The following is a 19,033-nucleotide window of genomic DNA, read 5'->3' on the forward strand; positions in this document are numbered from 1 at the left end:
ACACCCTACGAAACTACAAATGAATTTAATTTTAGGAGCTTTAAATGCTAAGTTGTGAAGCTACATTGCCTGCGATCGCTTCGCCAGTGACAATTCTCAACCCAACAGCCCCTGTAGTGAGTGATGGCTTAACTCCATTGCACGCTGCGGTTGCCTTTGTCGATGCCGCCCTCCCTGACTATCAAACCCTGGTGGATGGGTTAAGTGCCAACACAGCCATCTATCTGCTCGACCCCGCTAGCGATGGACTGGGACAAATCAGCCAGGTATTAGCAGGCTACAGCAACCTCGCTAGCGTGCAAATCTTCTCCCACGGCAGCGAGGCAGCCTTGCAACTAGGCAACACGCATCTGAACAGCGACACATTACTCGACTATGCCGATACCTTACAGTACTGGTCAAGCGCCCTGAGCGAAACAGGCGACCTGCTATTTTATGGTTGTAACCTAGCAGCCAATAGTGCCGGACAAGCATTTGTCAGCCAGATTGCCGCCCTCACTGGGGCGGATGTTGCCGCCTCCACAGACTTAACAGGTAGTAGCGCTCAGGGCGGCGATTGGGAATTGGAATTTAGCACGGGCAGCATTGAAGCCTTAGATAACTTAGCACCTTGGGCACAGTCTGCCTATGAAAATGTGCTAGCAACCTACGTCGTCAACGCCCTAGGCGATACCGATGATGGCAACCCCACCAACGGCACAACGACTCTGCGAGAAGCAGTGAATTTGGCAAATGCCAATGCAGGTGCAGATCTCATCACCTTTAACTTGGCTGCCAACTCAACCATCACCTTGTCGAGCGAACTGGTATTAACCGACAAAGCCGAAACGAAAATCGACGGTAGCAATGTTAGCGGATTAACAATTAGCGGTGGCGGTGCTACAAGAGTATTGCAAGTGGACTTTGGCGCAGCCGCTGCCTTGAATCGGCTGACAATCAGCGGCGGGAACAGTAGTGGGTTACTCGGCGGCGGCATTTACAACAACGGCACGCTGACACTGAGCAACAGCACCATTTCCAGCAACTCCGCAGATAGCGGCGGCGGCATTTACAACAACGGCACGCTGACATTGAGTAACAGCACCATCTCTAGCAACTCTGCAAATAGCGGTGGCGGCATTTACAACAATGGCACGCTGACAGCAACTAACAACACTATCTTTGGCAACTCCACTGCTGGATTAGGCGGTGGCATTTCAAACTATGGCACGCTGACAGCAACTAACAACACTATCTTTGGCAACTCCGCAGATACTGGTGGCGGCATTTTCAACTACACTGGCAAGGCGAGTGTCAGCAACAGCATTGTGGCAGGCAATACTGCCGCATTTGGCAGGGAAATTTACTTTGTTTCCCCAGCGATTTCTGGTGGCAACAACCTGTTTGGTTTCAGCGGCGATAGCGGCTTGTCGGATGTAGCGACACTCAGCACCGACATCACCCCTACCGTTGCCCTCAACCAAATTCTTGACACCACCCTCAAGGACAACGGCGGCCCCACCAAAACCCTAGCGCTAGTTGCAGGTAGCCCCGCCATTGATGCAGGCAACACCACCCTCATCATTGACCAACGCGGCATTGCCCGTCCCCAAGGTATTGCCAGTGACATCGGTGCCTTTGAAGTTGCGCGAGCAGCCTACGTCGTCAACGCCCTAGGGGACAGCGATGATGGCAACCCCACCAACGGCACAACGACTCTGCGGGAAGCAGTGAATTTGGCAAATGCCAATGCAGGTGCAGATCTCATCACCTTTAACCTGGCTGCCAACTCAACCATCACCTTGTCGAGCGAACTGGTATTAACCGACAAAGCCGAAACGAAAATCGACGGTAGCAATGTTAGCGGATTAACAATTAGCGGTGGCGGTGCTACAAGAGTATTGCAAGTGGACTTTGGCGCAGCCGCTGCCTTGAATCGGCTGACAATCAGCGGCGGGAACAGTAGTGGGTTACTCGGCGGCGGCATTTACAACAACGGCACGCTGACACTGAGCAACAGCACCATTTCCAGCAACTCCGCAGATAGCGGCGGCGGCATTTACAACAACGGCACGCTGACATTGAGTAACAGCACCATCTCTAGCAACTCTGCAAATAGCGGTGGCGGCATTTACAACAATGGCACGCTGACAGCAACTAACAACACTATCTTTGGCAACTCCACTGCTGGATTAGGCGGTGGCATTTCAAACTATGGCACGCTGACAGCAACTAACAACACTATCTTTGGCAACTCCGCAGATACTGGTGGCGGCATTTTCAACTACACTGGCAAGGCGAGTGTCAGCAACAGCATTGTGGCAGGCAATACTGCCGCATTTGGCAGGGAAATTTACTTTGTTTCCCCAGCGATTTCTGGTGGCAACAACCTGTTTGGTTTCAGCGGCGATAGCGGCTTGTCGGATGTAGCGACACTCAGCACCGACATCACCCCTACCGTTGCCCTCAACCAGATTCTCGACACCACCCTCAAGGATAACGGCGGCCCCACCAAAACCCTGGCGTTAGTTGCAGGTAGCCCCGCCATTGATATAGGTAACACCACCCTCATCATTGACCAACGCGGCATTGCCCGTCCTCAAGGTATTGCCAGTGACATCGGTGCCTTTGAATTTGTCACTAACCGCCCTCCCGTTGCCAATAACGACCACTTCACCACCAACGAAGACACCCCCATCACAGGCAACATCCTCACCAACGACAAAGACCTCGATAACAAAACCCTCACAGCGATTTTACGCACCAGCCCCAGCAACGGCTCTTTGGTGTTGAACTCTGATGGCAACTTCACCTACACCCCTAACTCTAATTTTAACGGCAGCGATTCCTTCACCTACATCGTCAGCGATGGCAAAGGCGGCACCGCCACGGCTATCGTCAACCTCACCATCAACCCAGTCAATGATGCACCCACCTTCAGTAAAGGTGCTAACCTGACAGTGAATCAAAATGCTGGGGCGCAAACTGTGCCAAATTGGGCAACCAACCTCTCAGCTGGGCCAGCCAACGAAGCGGGACAAACTCTCAATTTTACTGTCACCAATGACAATAACAAGCTGTTCCGCGTACAACCGAGTATAGATAAAAACGGCACCCTCACCTACACCCCTAACCCCAACCTCAGCCCCAATCTTACCAACCGCACCGCCACAGTCACAGTCACCTTACGCGACAATGGCGGCACTGCCAACGGTGGACAAAACTCCTTCACCCAAACCTTCACTATCTCCGTCGGCAAAACTCAGAGTGGCGGCAATTGCAATGATAATCTCAACGGCAGTGCTGGGGACGATCGCCTTAATGGTGGCAACGGCAATGACAAGCTGTTCGGCGGTGCAGGCAATGACACTCTGCATGGCGGCAACGGTGCGGATGTGTTGCGCGGTGGCTTAGGCAACGACACTCTCTATGGCGGCAATGGCCGCGATATCTTTATCCTGGCAGCAGGTGAGGGTACTGATACAATTGCGGACTTCCAGAATAATAGCGACAAGATTGGCTTGGTAGGTGGGTTGACCTTTGACGACCTGACTATTGTGCAAGATGGGTCGCGCACTCGCATTAGCATCACCAGCACAGGTAAGTTCCTGGCTTACCTGAATGGAGTCAACTTCAAACTCATTGACAAAAACGATTTCCTGTTGGTTTAGCATTTGAACGTAGACTGCGCCTACATCCCCCTGAACAAGCACAGCCTTCTGTGTAACAAAGGCTACGATGTAGGTACTTTAAGCCAAGGTGTTTGCGATCGCATTTGTCAAATAAAACCATTTTGAAAACAGAATGCGACGAATGATCTCATGTCCGCTAAATTATACCAATTCTCCAAAATAAGGATACACATAGGCAGCAGGGGGAGAATTACCCGTAGTCCGAATTTAAAGAAATGGTATTAGTTGCGATATGTCATTGCGAGTGGAACGTAGTGGAACGAAGCAATCACAAGGCCTATGCAATTGCTTCCCTACCCTACTCTACCCTTCTCCTTTGGAGACGCTGACGCGAACGGGAACGGCTCCGCCGAACAGCGAACGCTTCGCTCGCAATGACTGTAAATATTTTTGTTTAGGTGCTTACCAAAAGATTATGGGTGTTCCCTACAAAGAATTTATCTGCTACAAGTAATCAATAGCTACCTCAAAGTTGTGTGAAAGTACTTGAAAGTCGTACTGAGGTACTTGGGAATCGTATTGAAGTACTTGGTAATTGTGTTGAGGTACTTGAAAGTCGTACTGAGGTACTTGCTAATCGTGTTGAGGTACTTGAAAGTCGTATTGAAGTACTTGAAAGTTGTGTTGAGGTACTTGGAAGTCGTGCTGAAGTACTTGGGAATCGTGTTGAAGTATTTAGATGATGAATTTCCTTGCCTCAACCTAACCTATGGCAAAAGCGATACCTTCTCTGCAAGACACACCGCATAGCTTTTCTGTAAAAGTACGCTAATGCTTGGTATCATTTTCTCATCCCCTTTAAATATTTTTTAAATTGGCAGGCTTTTTGCCCAAACCCAACTATATAACTGTTGAGTCAGAGAAAAAAAACTGTCTTTAGATAGATGCGGTAATATTACTCAGTCTGCAAGATTGGAAATGTGAAGTCAACTTAACACTCACTGGAGATGAGTTTCCGGTTCGGTTCACCTAATTGGGCGCAGTTTGCGGCAAGCAAGGTGAAAGTCGATTGCAGATATGAAGGAAAATCGTTTTCCTGTATCTGAAATAAAAGTCCAAGTGACAGGGACTTTTGACCGCTGAACCCCATACACTATGAAAATCGCACAAATCGCACCCCTGTGGGAACGAGTTCCGCCTGTTACCTATGGAGGAACTGAGTTAGTTGTGAGTCGTTTGACCGATGAACTGGTACGTAGAGGTCACGATGTCACGCTATTCGCTTCGGGTGATTCCCAAACTTTAGCTCGTTTAGAAGCTGGGAGTCCGCGTGCATTGCGTTTGGATAAAGATATCCAAGAACCGATAATGTACGAACTCATGCATGTTGGTAACGTTTATCAACGCGCTAGCGAATTTGATATTATTCACTCCCACGTAGGGGTTTGGTCGTTACCTTTAGCTAGTGTGGTTTCAACACCAACAGTGCATACCTTACATGGTATCTTTACTCGCGATAACAACAAAGTATTTAGACAATACAGCACGCAACCATACATCAGCATTAGCGATGCCCAACGGCTGTTAAACATTAATTATGTTGCGACAGTTTACAATGGCATCAGCGTTGAGAAGTTTCCCTTCTTTGCTGAACCTCAAGATCCACCCTATCTGGCATTTTTAGGCCGCTTCTCGCCAGAAAAAGGGCCGCAACACGCCATTGCTATTGCCAAGCAGACAGGTTGGCGCTTGAAGATGGCGGGTAAAGTGGATGTTGTAGACAAGGAGTTTTTTGAAAAAGAAATTGCTCCCCATATAGATGGGAAACAAATAGAGTTTTTAGGTGAAGTTAACCACGAGCAAAAAGCCGAACTGTTGGGGAATGCAGCGGTTACGCTCTTTCCTATCACCTGGTGCGAACCATTTGGCTTGGTGATGGCGGAATCTATGGCGACGGGTACACCTGTGATTGCCATGAATATGGGATCTGTCTCCGAAGTAATTGCTAATGGCGAGACAGGTTATGTCTGCCAAAGTTACGAAGAAATGGCGACAATGATTCCCAAAGCCTTAAAACTCGATCGCCAAAAATGCCGCGAACACGTAGAGAATAAATTTAGCGTTACCCAAATGGTTAACGGCTATGAAGCAGTCTACGAAAAAATCGTTGGCGATCGCAACTGGCGTCATTGGTTCAACTCTGCAATCAGAAATTCGTTGGAATCAATTACATCTTTGACACGCTAGTTAGTAACCTTGCTTGAGCGACTATTGCTTGGCGTTACTTTCATAAATCTCCATAATTGACAATCAGCTCCCTTTACATGGGAGCTTTTTCATTTTCCATCAATCAGGAGACTACTTCCATGCATAACAGACTACTAAAGTGATGGAAGCGGGATAGAAATGCGATCGCAAATATGTTGATCTGTTTGTTGTACGCTGGGATTGTTTTTCAGATAATCCTGTAACCAAGAACAACCCCGAACTATTAGCCGATCAAAATCTAAAGTATCTTCAGCATTCCAAAGTTCAACAAGACCATCATCACTGACAGAGACAATTTTTTTGCCATCAGGACTAAAGTTGAGGTTCCAAAAAGCATAACCATGTCCATAAATAGTTTTTAGTTCTTGACCATCTCTGATTTGCCAAAGTCTGATTGTACCGTCAGCACTAGCAGAAGCAAGGATTTTGCCATCAGGACTAAAGCTAAGTTTGGTAACTTCAGCATGATGACCTTTTAGGGTTTTAAGTTCCTTTCCTTCTAAACTCCAAATTTTAATAGTTTTATCCTGACTGGCTGAGGCAATGATTTGACCATTGGGGCTAAAACGCACATTCGTAACATAACTATTATGTGCTTTGAAAGTTTTGAAGTTTTGTCCTTGCGAGTTCCACAGTTTGATTGTTCCATCATTATGAGCAGAAATAATTGTCTGACCGTTGGGGCTGAAACTCGCACTGAAAACTTTACCCGCATCTGCGTCTAAAGTTCTGAGTTCTTGACCGTTGATATCCCATAGTTTGACTGTCCCATCATAACTAGCGCTCACCAGAGTTTGACCATCAGGACTAAAATTTACTTCTATAACTTCGTTATTGTGTCCTGAAAATGTTCTAATATTTTCACCATTTAAGTTCCAAAGTTTGATTGTTTTGTCAGAACTAGCCGTAGCAATTATCTGGCCGTTAGGACTAAAATTAAGACTCCAAATCCGCTTCCAGACACTATCGCTATCTGCTTTTATTGATGTCAGTTCTTGAGTGTCAACATTCCACAATTTAATCGTCTTATCATCTCCGGCTGAGGCAATAATTTTACCATCCGGACTAAAACTCACACTCCACAGAGAATCATGATGTCCAATGAAAGTTTTGGGTTCGCGATCGCCAATATGCCATAGTTTAACTGTCGTATCTGCACTTGCTGAAGCGATAGTTTGAGCATCTGGGCTAAAACTGGCGCTAAAAACAGCATCGTTATGACCTTGTAGAGTCTTAAGTTCTCTTCCATTAACACTCCACAATTTAACTGTTTTGTCAGCGCTGGTAGAAGCAACGATTTTACCCTCCGGGCTAAAGCTGACGCTAATTACATAATTGTCATGTTTGCCAAGGGTTTTAATTTCTTTACCTTCTAAATTCCACAATTTAACTGTGGTGTCGCCTCCCGCAGTTGCGATCGCTTTACCGTCTGGGCTAAAACTCACATCAAAAATAGATTGTTCGCTGGCTTTAAAGCTTTTAATTTCTCGTCCATCAATATGCCAAATTTTGATGACACCCCCGCGATCGGCGGTGACAATAGTTTTATTATCTGGGCTGCAACTCACACTCCAAACAGAATCATTATGTCCTTTGAGAGTTTGAATTTCTTGCTTTTTAATATGCCAAAGCTTGACTGTATTATCTTGACTTGGAACGGCAATTATTTTACCATCAGGGCTGAAACAAATATTACTGATAAACTGCTCGTTATTTTGCCCTTTTAAGGTGATAATTTCCTGACCATCAATACCCCAAATTTTGACAGTGTTATTTGTAGCGATCGCAGCCAGCATCTTACTATCGGGGCTGAACATTACACTTGTAAAAATATGATTTGGAACAAGAATTTTTTTGATTTCTCTGCCATCAACACTCCAAAGCCTCACTGTATTATCTTCACTAGCAGTCACAATATTTTGACCATCAGGACTAAAGTTAACGCTTCTAACTACATCACTATGTCCTTCTAAGCGATTTCGTTCTCTAACTTTATAAACTGCACGTTGTAATGCTAATCTTACTGTTTCTTGAGTGTTAGCATCTGCCTTTACTGACCTCAATTGAATAGCTGCATTGAGTGCAGCAACTAAAGCATCAAGTTCTCTATTGGAGTTTAATAAAGCATTGGCAGATATAGTTAAAGATTTTATTCTCTCTAGTTGTATCTGTTTCACCATGTTATTTGCCCAAATTCCAGCAATAATTGCTGCAACTAGGGTGATGGCTAATACTATTGTGCCTATTTTAATTTGTCGTTTGGCTTTTTGATTGGCTACTAATAAGACTTCGTTCGCTTCTGCCAAAATTCTTGATGCTTCTGCTTCTGCTTGCAATCGCTTCTGAACATCCCGCTTTTCTAATTCCTGACTAGCATCTAAAAATTTTCTATCTAAATCACTTAAACCTTTATCTGCTGCCCAAATCCGAGCATCTTGTAAAGTTTTCCCGCGCAATAAACGCGACTCATCTTGAAATTTGGAAGCTACCCAAGCATTTAAACTTTGAGAGTATGGGCGAATATTTAGGAATACTTTATCGAGCCATTGTTGGGTAAAAATTTTTGCATAAATCTGATTATAAATTCGTAGTTTTCCTTGTTGCTTAACAATTAATCCTGTCAGACGTAGTTGTGTTTGTTCGGGACTGTCATCTGCGAGGATTTCTCCCTGGTTTAAAATTTGCTGATATAATCCTAACAACCGCCCAGTTTGATTCTCTGCATTTTGGGTTAGGCGATCGCGGATTGTTCGTAAATGTTCTGGTTCGTCCTGCGTTTCCCAATTTTCGATGATTTGCGTTTGTACTAATTGCGCAACGCATTCTCCTTCGCGATCGGCGGGAAAAGAATTTTGAGAAATACATATTAGTTGACAAAGTTTTTGCGTTAAAAATGGCTGTCCTCCAGTCCACTTTAACACCTCTGCAATTATCGCTTTTGGTCTTGCAACTATTCCTTCCAAGCCTCTAATTAAAACTGCAACTTCTGATAGTTGAAATCCAGTTAATTCAATAGCTTTTCCAATATTAAAAGGCGTACGATTTTTATCATTAACTAGATTAGAAGGAGTTGCTACACCCAACAAACAGAAACTCAGGCGTTGATATTCTGGATTATCTGCTCTTTGGTTATAACAAGCTCGAATAAAAGCAAAAAAATCATCTTTAAAATCTATTCCTAAAATACTATCAACTTCATCAATAAAAATTATAATTTTTCCAGAAATTTCTGTTAGAATCACGTTATCAATTAATTCATTCAATCGTTGTTTTGGTGGTAAAAATTCATGTTGTCGCCACCATGCTCCAAAATTTACTTTTTTTGATAAACCAAAACCGCGTAATAACTCAGAAACAAATCCGCCATACCATTCCAAAGGCGTGACATGACTGCCAATTCTTGTCAAATCAATGGAAGCACATTTAATTCCTTGCTCTTTAAGCTGTTTTGTGATGTGTACTCGCAAGCTTGATTTACCCATCTGACGAGAATTGAAAACATAACATAAGTTACCATTTATCAACCCTTGATAAAGGTGAGCATCAGCTTGTCGCACAACATAAGTCGGGTGTTGATATTCTAGGCTTCCTCCTAATTTATAGTAATTAAAATGTGTCATATTATTTCACTGGTTTGTTTTATAATTAAAATTATAAAAATGCTTTATCGCGTTCTTTTAGCAATTACTTTCAACCCATAAATAGGATTGTTTACTAAATCATCTCCATAGGGTGTGAGATGAGAAAAATTTCCGTTCGGTGTCATTTGACGATTGGTACAATTATCTTTCCACCAGCACCAAGCTAACCAACCAATTTGCTTCTGTTTGAGAAGGGGCAATAATTTTTGGTAAGTAAAAGTTTTGCTAGGTGAGTGATTCTCTCTAGTACCATCAAGGTCATAATAGCAATACTGAGTTGTTCCCTTAATATTTTCATCTTGCTTGTTAGCAATCTCACCAAAAACGAGGGGAAGATTAGCTTTAATAATGGTTTCAATGTGTGAAATACCATCATAATCAGCCCAATAAGCATGACCGCTGAATAAGAGATTACGATCTGGATCGCTAGCAATTAATTCCTGTCCAATCAAAGAAAAAGCTTCAATTGATGTACCACAATCTGGTGCGTCAATCATAATTGGTAAGTGTAAGTGTTGGCGGATACTGCTAATCGCACTTTTATAAGCATTCTTGAAACTATTTAAAGCGGCTTTTTGATTATCTGCCCACCGATAAAAGCCTAACTCATTGGCTAAGTTAATAATTAGATAAGATTCATGTTTTTTAAGTACCTTTAGGACATCATTATCTATCCACCAAGGAATTAACTGAGTATTTAACAAATTTGCATCGCTATTACAAGTCAAATCGGATAACATGACGATGGGAATAATTCGATTTTGCTGACAGCGAGTGAGAAATTTATCTAAATCAGAAATCGAATAACTAGGGCGATCGGATTGACCATAATCTTTATACCATTGAATTCTGACTGCATTAGCTCCTGTTTTTACTAGTTCTGTTAACTTATCGCTTTCAGGAAAATCCCAGTCATCCAATAAGGGTAAATTTATGCCATTCAGAATTACCTTCTCACCAAATCTATTGTAAAGATATCGACCTCTAGTATAGAAAGTGGGTTTTACATTTTGAGCCTTTACTATAGATGGTATTGTGGTCGATAATAAACTGCTATAACAAGCAATTCCTGAATTAATTATCATTTGACGACGTTTCATAAAAAGACTCATAATTTCAAAACAAGTGTTGTTATAAGTGAGGTTTCCTGTCAATCTATCGCATTATTTTTGCTAGTTAAATTAACTTTTTAATTCTGCTTATTCCTTCTCCAAATTCGCACTCTTTAAGCCTTCCGCCGAATGCGGTTCGTTTTCTTCCCTTTCATAATTAACTCAATGAATTACTAGTCAATTGATTAATTTCGCTATTGTGACGCAACTAACGCGCTGAAAATCTACCATTTTGATACATCTTATCCATACGCTAGTAATTATAAGCACACAGTAATTGGTTATTACCAAAACTAGCTGCTTGTAAAGAAAACTTATTTTTCTTGATTTGAATTATGCACTGTAATCTTCTGGTTGTCGCTCCAGAAAATGTCAGGAATTCCAAAAAGCATCCGATCGGTATTGTCAGGTAAGCTGAAACGACCTTTGCCTAACTTTTTATGACATTTACTGATTTTTTGATTTCAACCTGATATTTGGCTGAAATTTATGCATTTAAAACACCGATCTTATATGTATAGACAGCAATTCAATAAAATTACATAATCTTAGTTAATCAACAGTTTGCGATCGCACTTAAAAATCTAAATAAAATTTTATGAAAGTTAAATAACTCAAGTTCCAACGCTTAACAATTGCCGCCTTGCCAGTATTTACAAATCTTTTGCACGCACTATCGCCAAGAGAAAACACCATGAAATACAAAGCTTTTTTTAATGTTGCTTTATCTTTACCTTTATTAGGTTTAACTACACTTCCTGTTGCTGCTAAGAAGCCTGTTATTAGTAACATTCAATCTCCCAACCAGCAAGCAGTGATTTTGACATTTCCGTCAGATGTGATTCTGGCTAAAGACGAGATCCTCGTACCCGAACAGTCAAGCGGGCCTTCCCCGTTCGGCTCAATTCCTGTGCTTTTCTTCTACAATGCGGCGACAGGCGAAGGCGCAACCTCCCGGCTTGACAGCAGCGGAAAATACCAGTTCGTCGGTTCCATCTCCGGATTTGCCAAAGGCTGGACTCATATTGTCGGCACTAACAATGGCGATGTATTCTTCTACAACGCGGCGACAGGCGAAGGTGCAACCGCCCGAATTGACAACAACGGAAAATATCAGTACGTCGGTTCCATCTCTGGATTCGCCAAAGGCTGGACTCACATCGCGTCCGCCCATCGAGGTAGTCTCCTGTTCTACAACTCTAGGACAGGCGAAGGTGCAACCGCCCGAATTGACAACGCCGGAAAATACCAGTACGTCGGTTCCATCTCTGGATTTGCCAAGGGCTGGACTCATATTGTCGGTAATAAAAATGGCGGCTTATTCTTCTACAATGCTACGACGGGTGAAGGTGCAACCGCCCTACTCGACAACGGCGGTAACTACCAGTTCGTTGGTTCTATCTCCGGCTTCGCCAAAGACTGGACTCACATCGTGTCTGCCAACCAAGGTAGTCTCCTGTTCTACAACGCGCCGACGGGCGAAGGTGCAACCGCCCGACTCGACAGCGCTGGTAATTACACTTTTGTTCGCAGTATTTCTGGCTTTGCCAAAGGTTGGACTCGCATTAGCAGCACTGGCGATGGTGCCCTACTCTTCTACAATGCCTCAACAGGTGATGGTGCAACTGCCCGAATTGACAACACGGGTAATTATACCTTTGTTGGCAGCCTCAGCGGTTTTGCCTCTGGATGGAGTCACATCACAGGGTTGTAGAGTTTGAACCACGCCACAATCTTAATACTCAAGGAAAGCGATCGCACTCATAAATACAAAGGAAACTAGTCATGTTGAAAACTACATCTAATATGCTGTTAATTGGATATATTTCTAGCTCTATTTTGTTAATTAATGGGTTAGCTTCTCAAGCCTTGGCTTCTCCTACTTTATTACAAAATTCCTCCCAAACCTTGCTGGCTGAAGCTAAAACATTTAGTCCCAAAACTGTCCGAACTAGTGAAACTGGTAGTGATGGTAACACTTGGGTAGGCACTTGGGTACGAGTTGGTAAGTCAAGGACTTATAAAGCTACTTGGCGTAGTAGCAAAAATGAAGTTATCGAAGGTACAGTCATTCTAGAACAGGCAGATGGGGATCAAGTAATTTTTTCTTATCGAGGCCAAACAGTAGGTATCTACGAAGGTACATTATCACCCGATCGACAAAGTATGACAGGTACTTGGAGTTCCAATGATAACGCATGGCGTGGTGATATTTCCGCGACTTTCAGTTTTTAACTTTAGCTAGATAGCTACTATTTCTATATGTTGGCCCAATCTACTTTTGGGCCAATTTTATTGCGATCGCTTTTTTAAAACTTTAAATGTGCGCGAAAATATTGTTGATATAACTGGCAGCGCGTGACTAATTTATCGCCAACTCTCTTAACCAATCCCATACTGTACAACTGATATGCTGGCATGGTTGCAATCCCAATTGGTTCTGTTGCCATAACTACTTGCATAAATGCCTCAGTTAGAGGAGGATTTACTTTAAAGATATTTAAAAATCTACGAAAATGTTCTTCATAAATTCCGGCATTTGTAGGAGCATTTTGTAATAAAATCTCTAATGTTATATGTCCAAGTGCAAGGTGATATAGTGCCAATCTAATTAAATATGGATGTCCGCCAATTAGAGAAATTAACTGCTGAAATTGAGCTGGATTATAATTAAGTTGGTGATGATGAGCTAAAACTTCTATTTGTGGTTGGGTAAACTCAGTTAATTCAACCACTAAGCCAACATTAAATGGTGATTGATTTATATCTAATGAGCCATAATTTTCAGTAGAATGGACAACAATTAATCGTAAGTTTTCCCAAATATCTACAGTTTTGGCTTCTTCGTGCCAAGTACGTAACATGGCAAAAAAACCTTGATAAACTTCTGGATATTGAAAAACTCTATCTAGTTGATCTAATGCTAAAACTAAATTACTATTAATTTGGTGTAATATATTATCTTCAAAATAGGTAGTGCAATTAACAATGCTACCTCTATACTCATCCCAAGATTCATTTAACAAAGAAGGTAATTTTAATTTATGGCTTACATAAGCACAAAACCAGCGCAAAAATTTATCTAAATTACTAAAAACTGTTGTTTCGGCTTGTAATAAGTTTAGACGTACTGTGCGATATTCTTGCTGATTTGAGTAAGCGATAATTCTATCCATTAGGGATGTTTTACCCATTTGATTAGGAGCTTTAATCCGAATTAAAGCACCGGGGTGAAGGATGGTTTCATAACAACGTTCTTCGATTGGCGATCGCTGAATATAAAATCTAGAATTCAGTGGCACTGAACCTTCTGGGTATTCTGGCACAAATTCATTTTTGATAGTACTGGAACCATCTCGATCTACTTCTGTTGGTAGGTGATTTTTATCTCTAGAGTATGAACGTTCAACTGCTGCACGAAAATTAGTTTTATTAATTTCTTCCCCTAAGGCTTCTGAAAGTAATTTCCATAGTTTGAAACCTACATCTTGCCGAAGATACTTAGCTGCATAACCTTCATTAGTGGCAATTTCTTCATAATTTAGTCCTTGCCATGAGCCTTTCAGAACAATAATTTCTACATCTTTCAGGTGTCTGTTGATTTTGTTAAAGACGATTGCATCTAAAACTTTTAATCCTTCTTCAAAATTCATTATTCATCCTGAGTATGTCTATTTGCTCTGATGATTTTGGCATCACTGCGGTCGGGTAGTAGGAATATATCACTGTCTGGATGCTTAAGAGTTGATTCGTAAAGAAAATCCAAGGACAGCCAATTCATTGCTGGACATAACTTTTAGAGCATAAGTGCTTGATTGGCTGAAATTCCTGAAACTTTGAGCGAACCAAAGCTTGACTCTTGATAGAAACGCAGAGGTGGAAGCTTCCAGGCTTGAGTATAAAGCAGTATATCCCAATTATTGGACAGTAGGCGATCGCACTCTTCAAAGCATTCTCGAAAATCCTATCGCTCAAGCATTGACCGCGTTTGTCACACCCACACTCCAATTTAGAGTTAAGCTATGTAAAGTCCAGATTGCTGTTAATAATGCTTGCTATCAAAGAGCGCGTAGACATTCTTGCTAGAAAATTTGTTCCGTCCTATCGATTTCTGCGTACCCAAGAATCGACAATCGATCGCAGCCATATACTGCAAACCGAACTAAATAGTGCATCAATCAAAGTCCTAAACTGGAATATTGCCAAGAAGAGTGATGACAAAAATTGGGTGCGAGATTTTTTAACTATTCTTGAGCAATACCAACCAGATCTAATTTTTCTCCAAGAATTCCGTCTAGATGTAGAGGCAGGGAATTTAGTAGATTTGATAGATATGAGTTGGAACTTCGCACCTAACTTTATCGATGCTCATCAGCAGACTTATTCGGGCATTTTAACAGCAGCTAAAATTAGTCCTCTTCATAAAAGAGCCATCATTACTAAACATTATGAACCAATTATTAAGACTCCTAAAGTTTCTCTAATGGCTGAATATCCCTTATCAAACAACCAAGATAGTCTCTTAACTATCAATAGTCATTTAATAAATTTTGTCAATATTCATAAATTTAAAACTCAATTGCAGGAGTTAGAGCTAGCACTATCAACTCATCAAGGGCCAATTATTTTTTCAGGAGATTTCAATACCTGGAATCGCAAAAGGGCATTATTTCTCTACAAGACTGTGACTCGATTGGGATTAATGCCAGTAGCTTTTGCACCTCACCATAGTAAGAAAATTAAACGCTTTTTGCTATCACCTCCTTTAGATTATATATTTTACCGAGGACTCAGTGAACATAAAGCCAGCGCTAAAGTCCTAGAACATATTTGTTCATCCGATCACAAGCCATTATTGGCAGAATTTTCTTATATTAAATAATCAATAAAATTTGAGATGCTTGTAGATAGTGGTGTTGCTCTAACTATTTATAGTACGGCTACAGTTGTTGTTCATGCTTTAGGAATTGTCCATGCAGCCCATGCAGTGATGAATGTGCGTTCTTCGCAAGGAGCGATCGCCTGGGGAATTTCTTTAATTACCTTTCCTTGGCTAGCGATTCCATTGTATTGGATTCTCGGCAGAACTAAATTTCATGGATATGCTGAAGCCCTACGCTTAGTTTATGCCCAACACTATCAGCTGGCTCGGCAAACATACAATGATATTGCGCAATTTCAGGTTGCACTACCGGAAAAATTAGCCAAGTTGCAACCACTAGCTAAGGCTTTTACGGGAGTTCCCTTCACATCAGGTAATGCAGCCGAATTGCTAATAGACGGGGCAAAAACTTATGAGGCGATGTTGAAAGCGATCGCATTCGCCACAAATTATATTTTGCTGCAATCATACATTGTAAATGATGACCAAGCAGGTGATGAATTTAAACAGGCTTTGATTGATAAAGCCAGGCAAGGAGTAAAAATTTATTTTCTCTACGATGAAATTGGTTCTAATAAACTATCTCGCTCCTATATCCAATCTCTCAGCCAATATGGCATTCAAGTAAGCGCATTTCACACCACAAAAGGAAAAGGTAATCGCTTCCAACTTAACTTTCGCAACCATCGCAAGATTTTGGTAGTAGATGGTGAAATAGGATTTGTGGGAGGTTTAAATATTGGTGACGAATATTTAGGAAAGAATCCTCACTTGAGTCCTTGGCGCGATACTCACATGAAATTGCAAGGCCCAACTGTCCAAAGTTTGCAAGCTTCATTTTTGCAGGATTGGTACTGGGCAACGCGAAAATTTCTTGATGTAAACTGGGAAATTAAAGTTAACCGAGAAGTTAATCAAACTGCATTTGTACTTCCTACAGGCCCCGCAGATAAGTTTAAAGCTTGTAATCTTTTCTTTGTGAATGCAATTAATGAAGCTCAAACTCGCCTGTGGATTGCTACTCCTTACTTTGTGCCAGATGAGGCAACTTTGACAGCGTTGAAACTAGCAGCAATGCGAGGCGTAGACGTAAGAATTATTTTACCCAATCGCCCAGATCACTTATTTGTTTACCTCTGTTCGTTTTCCTACTATAGCGAAATGGAAGCTATTGGCATTAAGCTATATCGCTACAAACATGGATTTATGCATCAAAAAATTATCCTCATTGATGACGATTTAGCAGGCGTAGGAACAGTCAACTTAGATAATCGCTCATTCTTCCTCAACTTTGAAGTCATGGGTTTTGTAGCTGCACCCCAATTTGTGGACAGTGTGGAGAAAATGTTAAAGGATGATTTAGCAGTTTCGGTTGCTGTTGATTTTGCTGAATACTATAAAAAACCTCTGTGGTTTAAGTTAGCTGTAAGAATTTCTCGGTTATTAATGCCATTGTTGTGAAAAGTCGCTACCGAGCAACCTAGAATATATACCTCTGTTTATACCCTGTTTTATCTCAACAGTTAGATGTACCACCTTTTGCGTCATGCAACGCTATGAAAGCAAGGCATGACAATTTTTGGGAAAAATAAATTTGTGGATATCAGCAGACGGGATTTATTAAAAGTAGTTTCTACTTCTGGTTTGGTTGCAGCTGGATTAGCAGGTGGGGAAGCTTTATTTTCTCAAGTCTCAGCGCAAAATACACCCGCTACAACTCAGACTAGAAGTGGCGAAATGATCTACAGAACCTTGGGGCGCACAGGAGAAAAAGTATCTCTAATAGGTTTAGGCGGTCATCATATTGGCAGACCAAAAGATGAGCAAGAAGGTATCCGCCTTGTCCGTACAGCTATCGATCGCGGCATTAATTTCATGGATAATAGCTGGGACTACCATAACGGAGGTAGCGAAATCCGCATGGGTAAGGCTCTCAAAGACGGTTATCGGCAAAAGGCCTTCCTCATGACTAAAATAGACGGACGCACGAAAGAAGCAGCTACTAAGCAAATTAACGATTCTCTTCAACGCTTACAGACAGATCGGATTGATTTGCTACAGCATCATGAAATCCTGCGCATGGAAGACCCAGACCGAGTATTTGCTCCTGGTGGGGCGATGGAGGCTGTATTAGAAGCACAAAAAGCAGGTAAGATTCGCTACATTGGGTTTACCGGACACAAAGATCCTCTCGTTCACTTAAGGATGCTGGAAGCTGCGGCGCAAAATAACTTCCGTTTCGATACAGTACAGATGCCATTGAATGTAATGGATGCCCACTTCCGGAGTTTTGAACGTCAAGTTTTACCTATTCTGGTCAAAGATGGAATCGGCGTGCTGGGAATGAAATCGATGGGAGACCAAAATATTCTTAAGAGTAATACAGTTAAACCCATCGAATGCTTGCATTACGCTATGAATCTGCCGACTTCAACGGTGATTACAGGTATTGAAAGTATGGAAATCCTTAACCAAGCGTTTGAGGCAGTACGTACATTTCAGCCAATGAGCCAACAACAAGTCAGGGAATTGCTCAATCGTACTCGTCAAGTGGCGTTAAAAGGTCAGTATGAGCCGTTTAAAACTACTAGTCAATTTGATAGTACAGCTAAGAATCCTGAGTGGTTAGGATAACGGCGAAATTATTCACATAAGCTAAATCTGCACCGATCCTACACAGTGCAGATTCAGAAATTCAACTACAATTTGCTAAAAGAAACTTGTGTGCGATCGCAATCAGCAACTTAGCGTTTTACGGTGTTAGAGATATCTCTACCAGCTTGTGTTGCGCTATCCTTAACGCCACCAGCAGTTTCCTTAGCACCTTCTACGTAGCCAGAGCCAAATTCTTTAAAAGCTTCTGCTGATTGTTGACCAATGCGCTGAAGTCTTTCGCCAGGAGCGTTTTTGGTTTCCCGCGCTTCTTTATTCCATTGTCCGATTGTTTTGGGTCTTTGAGCATCATTTTGCTCTACTTGTTGCCGTGCTTGGTCGCGCAGTTCTCTGCTACTGCGGCCATCATAAACATTGGTGGTCAGTACTATCAAACCAACCAAGGCAACAGCGAAAAAGCGTTGTACTTGAAATCCCTTCAGCAAAGAACCGATGCGAGCGATCGCGTTAGAAATCGAATTTATCATCCCAATACTCCGTTGATACATTCTCGATATTTGCAAATTTTCGAGATTTCATTGGCTCACTCCAAATTTGGCTAATAACATGAGAAACCAAATTTAGTTTCTAGCTTGTAATTAACCTAATAAATGGAGTGATGGATATATCATTTTGCAGCCAATTGTCTCTTTTGATTACAAATCCAGACTAACTAGAAAAAACTAATTATCCCTCTAACAAAAGTCAGAGCTTGGTGAGAAATTTACTTTATTGATCTCAGTCGATGGTATCAGAAGTAATCATGAGCTACGACCAACGCAAGTCATTTTAATTAAATGTAAAGCCTGTATAAGCCTTATTTTTAGGCATTAATATATTTAGTTTCTACTTATTTCAACATCAAAA

Annotated in this window: 11 protein-coding genes and 2 pseudogenes; 9 read left to right on the top strand and 4 right to left on the bottom strand. The window is 41.9% G+C overall.

All coding sequences use genetic code 11. The features are described 5' to 3' along the window. Nucleotides 1-44 precede the first annotated feature (44 nt). The 3 genes and pseudogenes from AACU33_RS03645 to AACU33_RS03650 all read left to right on the top strand — a co-directional run. Nucleotides 45-2,555, top strand: a pseudogene (locus AACU33_RS03645) (DUF4347 domain-containing protein); the annotation flags it as partial. A gap of 75 nt (nt 2,556-2,630) precedes the next feature. Then, a pseudogene (locus tag AACU33_RS37530) lies at nt 2,631-3,650 on the top strand (Ig-like domain-containing protein); the annotation flags it as partial. A gap of 1,116 nt (nt 3,651-4,766) precedes the next feature. Continuing rightward, nucleotides 4,767-5,858: a glycosyltransferase family 4 protein gene (locus AACU33_RS03650; protein WP_096587090.1), complete on the top strand. Its 1,092-nt coding sequence runs from the start codon at nt 4,767-4,769 to the stop codon at nt 5,856-5,858. Nucleotides 5,859-5,992: 134 nt separating this feature from the next. On the opposite strand, the gene AACU33_RS03655 is transcribed toward AACU33_RS03650, so the two are convergent. Both AACU33_RS03655 and AACU33_RS03660 read right to left on the bottom strand, forming a co-directional pair. Continuing rightward, entirely contained in the window at nt 5,993-9,499 is a 3,507-nt protein-coding gene (locus AACU33_RS03655; protein ID WP_096587091.1) for an AAA-like domain-containing protein, read from the bottom strand. 44 nt (nt 9,500-9,543) lie between these two features. Continuing rightward, nucleotides 9,544-10,620, bottom strand: a complete 1,077-nt coding sequence (locus AACU33_RS03660; RefSeq protein ID WP_096587092.1) for a cellulase family glycosylhydrolase — start codon at nt 10,618-10,620, stop codon at nt 9,544-9,546. Nucleotides 10,621-11,326: 706 nt separating this feature from the next. Between AACU33_RS03660 and AACU33_RS03665 the strand changes: the two genes are divergently transcribed. After that, on the top strand, nt 11,327-12,346 hold the full coding sequence (locus AACU33_RS03665; protein WP_096587093.1) for a hypothetical protein: 1,020 nt from the start codon (nt 11,327-11,329) through the stop codon (nt 12,344-12,346). A gap of 71 nt (nt 12,347-12,417) precedes the next feature. After that, entirely contained in the window at nt 12,418-12,867 is a 450-nt protein-coding gene (locus AACU33_RS03670) for a hypothetical protein (RefSeq protein WP_339375737.1), read from the top strand. A 74-nt stretch (nt 12,868-12,941) separates the two neighbouring features. Here AACU33_RS03670 and AACU33_RS03675 read toward each other — a convergent pair whose 3' ends face one another. Continuing rightward, on the bottom strand, nt 12,942-14,285 hold the full coding sequence (locus AACU33_RS03675; protein WP_096587095.1) for an AAA-like domain-containing protein: 1,344 nt from the start codon (nt 14,283-14,285) through the stop codon (nt 12,942-12,944). Nucleotides 14,286-14,484: 199 nt separating this feature from the next. On the opposite strand from AACU33_RS03675, the gene AACU33_RS03680 reads away from it, so the two are divergent. The 4 genes from AACU33_RS03680 (at nt 14,485) to AACU33_RS03695 (ending at nt 18,148) form a co-directional block, all read left to right on the top strand. After that, nucleotides 14,485-14,718 carry a hypothetical protein gene (locus AACU33_RS03680; RefSeq protein WP_339375738.1) on the top strand — a complete coding sequence of 78 codons (234 nt, stop codon included), beginning with the start codon at nt 14,485-14,487 and terminating at the stop codon, nt 14,716-14,718. Further along, nucleotides 14,681-15,514: an endonuclease/exonuclease/phosphatase family protein gene (locus tag AACU33_RS03685; protein WP_096587096.1), complete on the top strand. Its 834-nt coding sequence runs from the start codon at nt 14,681-14,683 to the stop codon at nt 15,512-15,514. Before AACU33_RS03680 ends, AACU33_RS03685 begins: the two co-directional genes overlap by 38 nt. A 15-nt stretch (nt 15,515-15,529) precedes the next feature. Further along, nucleotides 15,530-16,975: a cardiolipin synthase gene (gene cls / locus AACU33_RS03690; protein ID WP_096587097.1), complete on the top strand. Its 1,446-nt coding sequence runs from the start codon at nt 15,530-15,532 to the stop codon at nt 16,973-16,975. Between the two features lie 135 nt (nt 16,976-17,110). Further along, nucleotides 17,111-18,148, top strand: coding sequence for an aldo/keto reductase (locus AACU33_RS03695; RefSeq protein WP_096595115.1), 1,038 nt, complete (start codon nt 17,111-17,113; stop codon nt 18,146-18,148). Between the two features lie 110 nt (nt 18,149-18,258). Here the strand turns inward: AACU33_RS03695 and AACU33_RS03700 are convergent, their stop codons facing one another. Continuing rightward, nucleotides 18,259-18,654 carry a hypothetical protein gene (locus AACU33_RS03700; protein ID WP_096595116.1) on the bottom strand — a complete coding sequence of 132 codons (396 nt, stop codon included), beginning with the start codon at nt 18,652-18,654 and terminating at the stop codon, nt 18,259-18,261. Between the last annotated feature and the right edge of the window lie 379 nt (nt 18,655-19,033).

Origin of the sequence: Calothrix sp. NIES-2098 (assembly GCF_963875125.1) — a bacterium.
GTDB lineage: Bacteria > Cyanobacteriota > Cyanobacteriia > Cyanobacteriales > Nostocaceae > Aulosira.

What these genes read in the sequence shown, in the direction of transcription:
- AACU33_RS03655 (WP_096587091.1), bottom strand. Translation starts at nt 9,499, where the DNA reads ATGACACATTTTAATTACTATAAATTAGGAGGAAGCCTAGAATATCAA.
- AACU33_RS03685 (WP_096587096.1), top strand. Translation starts at nt 14,681, where the DNA reads ATGCTTGCTATCAAAGAGCGCGTAGACATTCTTGCTAGAAAATTTGTT.
- cls (WP_096587097.1), top strand. Translation starts at nt 15,530, where the DNA reads ATGCTTGTAGATAGTGGTGTTGCTCTAACTATTTATAGTACGGCTACA.
- AACU33_RS03700 (WP_096595116.1), bottom strand. Translation starts at nt 18,654, where the DNA reads ATGATAAATTCGATTTCTAACGCGATCGCTCGCATCGGTTCTTTGCTG.
- AACU33_RS03660 (WP_096587092.1), bottom strand. Translation starts at nt 10,620, where the DNA reads ATGAAACGTCGTCAAATGATAATTAATTCAGGAATTGCTTGTTATAGC.
- AACU33_RS03650 (WP_096587090.1), top strand. Translation starts at nt 4,767, where the DNA reads ATGAAAATCGCACAAATCGCACCCCTGTGGGAACGAGTTCCGCCTGTT.
- AACU33_RS03670 (WP_339375737.1), top strand. Translation starts at nt 12,418, where the DNA reads ATGTTGAAAACTACATCTAATATGCTGTTAATTGGATATATTTCTAGC.
- AACU33_RS03665 (WP_096587093.1), top strand. Translation starts at nt 11,327, where the DNA reads ATGAAATACAAAGCTTTTTTTAATGTTGCTTTATCTTTACCTTTATTA.
- AACU33_RS03675 (WP_096587095.1), bottom strand. Translation starts at nt 14,285, where the DNA reads ATGAATTTTGAAGAAGGATTAAAAGTTTTAGATGCAATCGTCTTTAAC.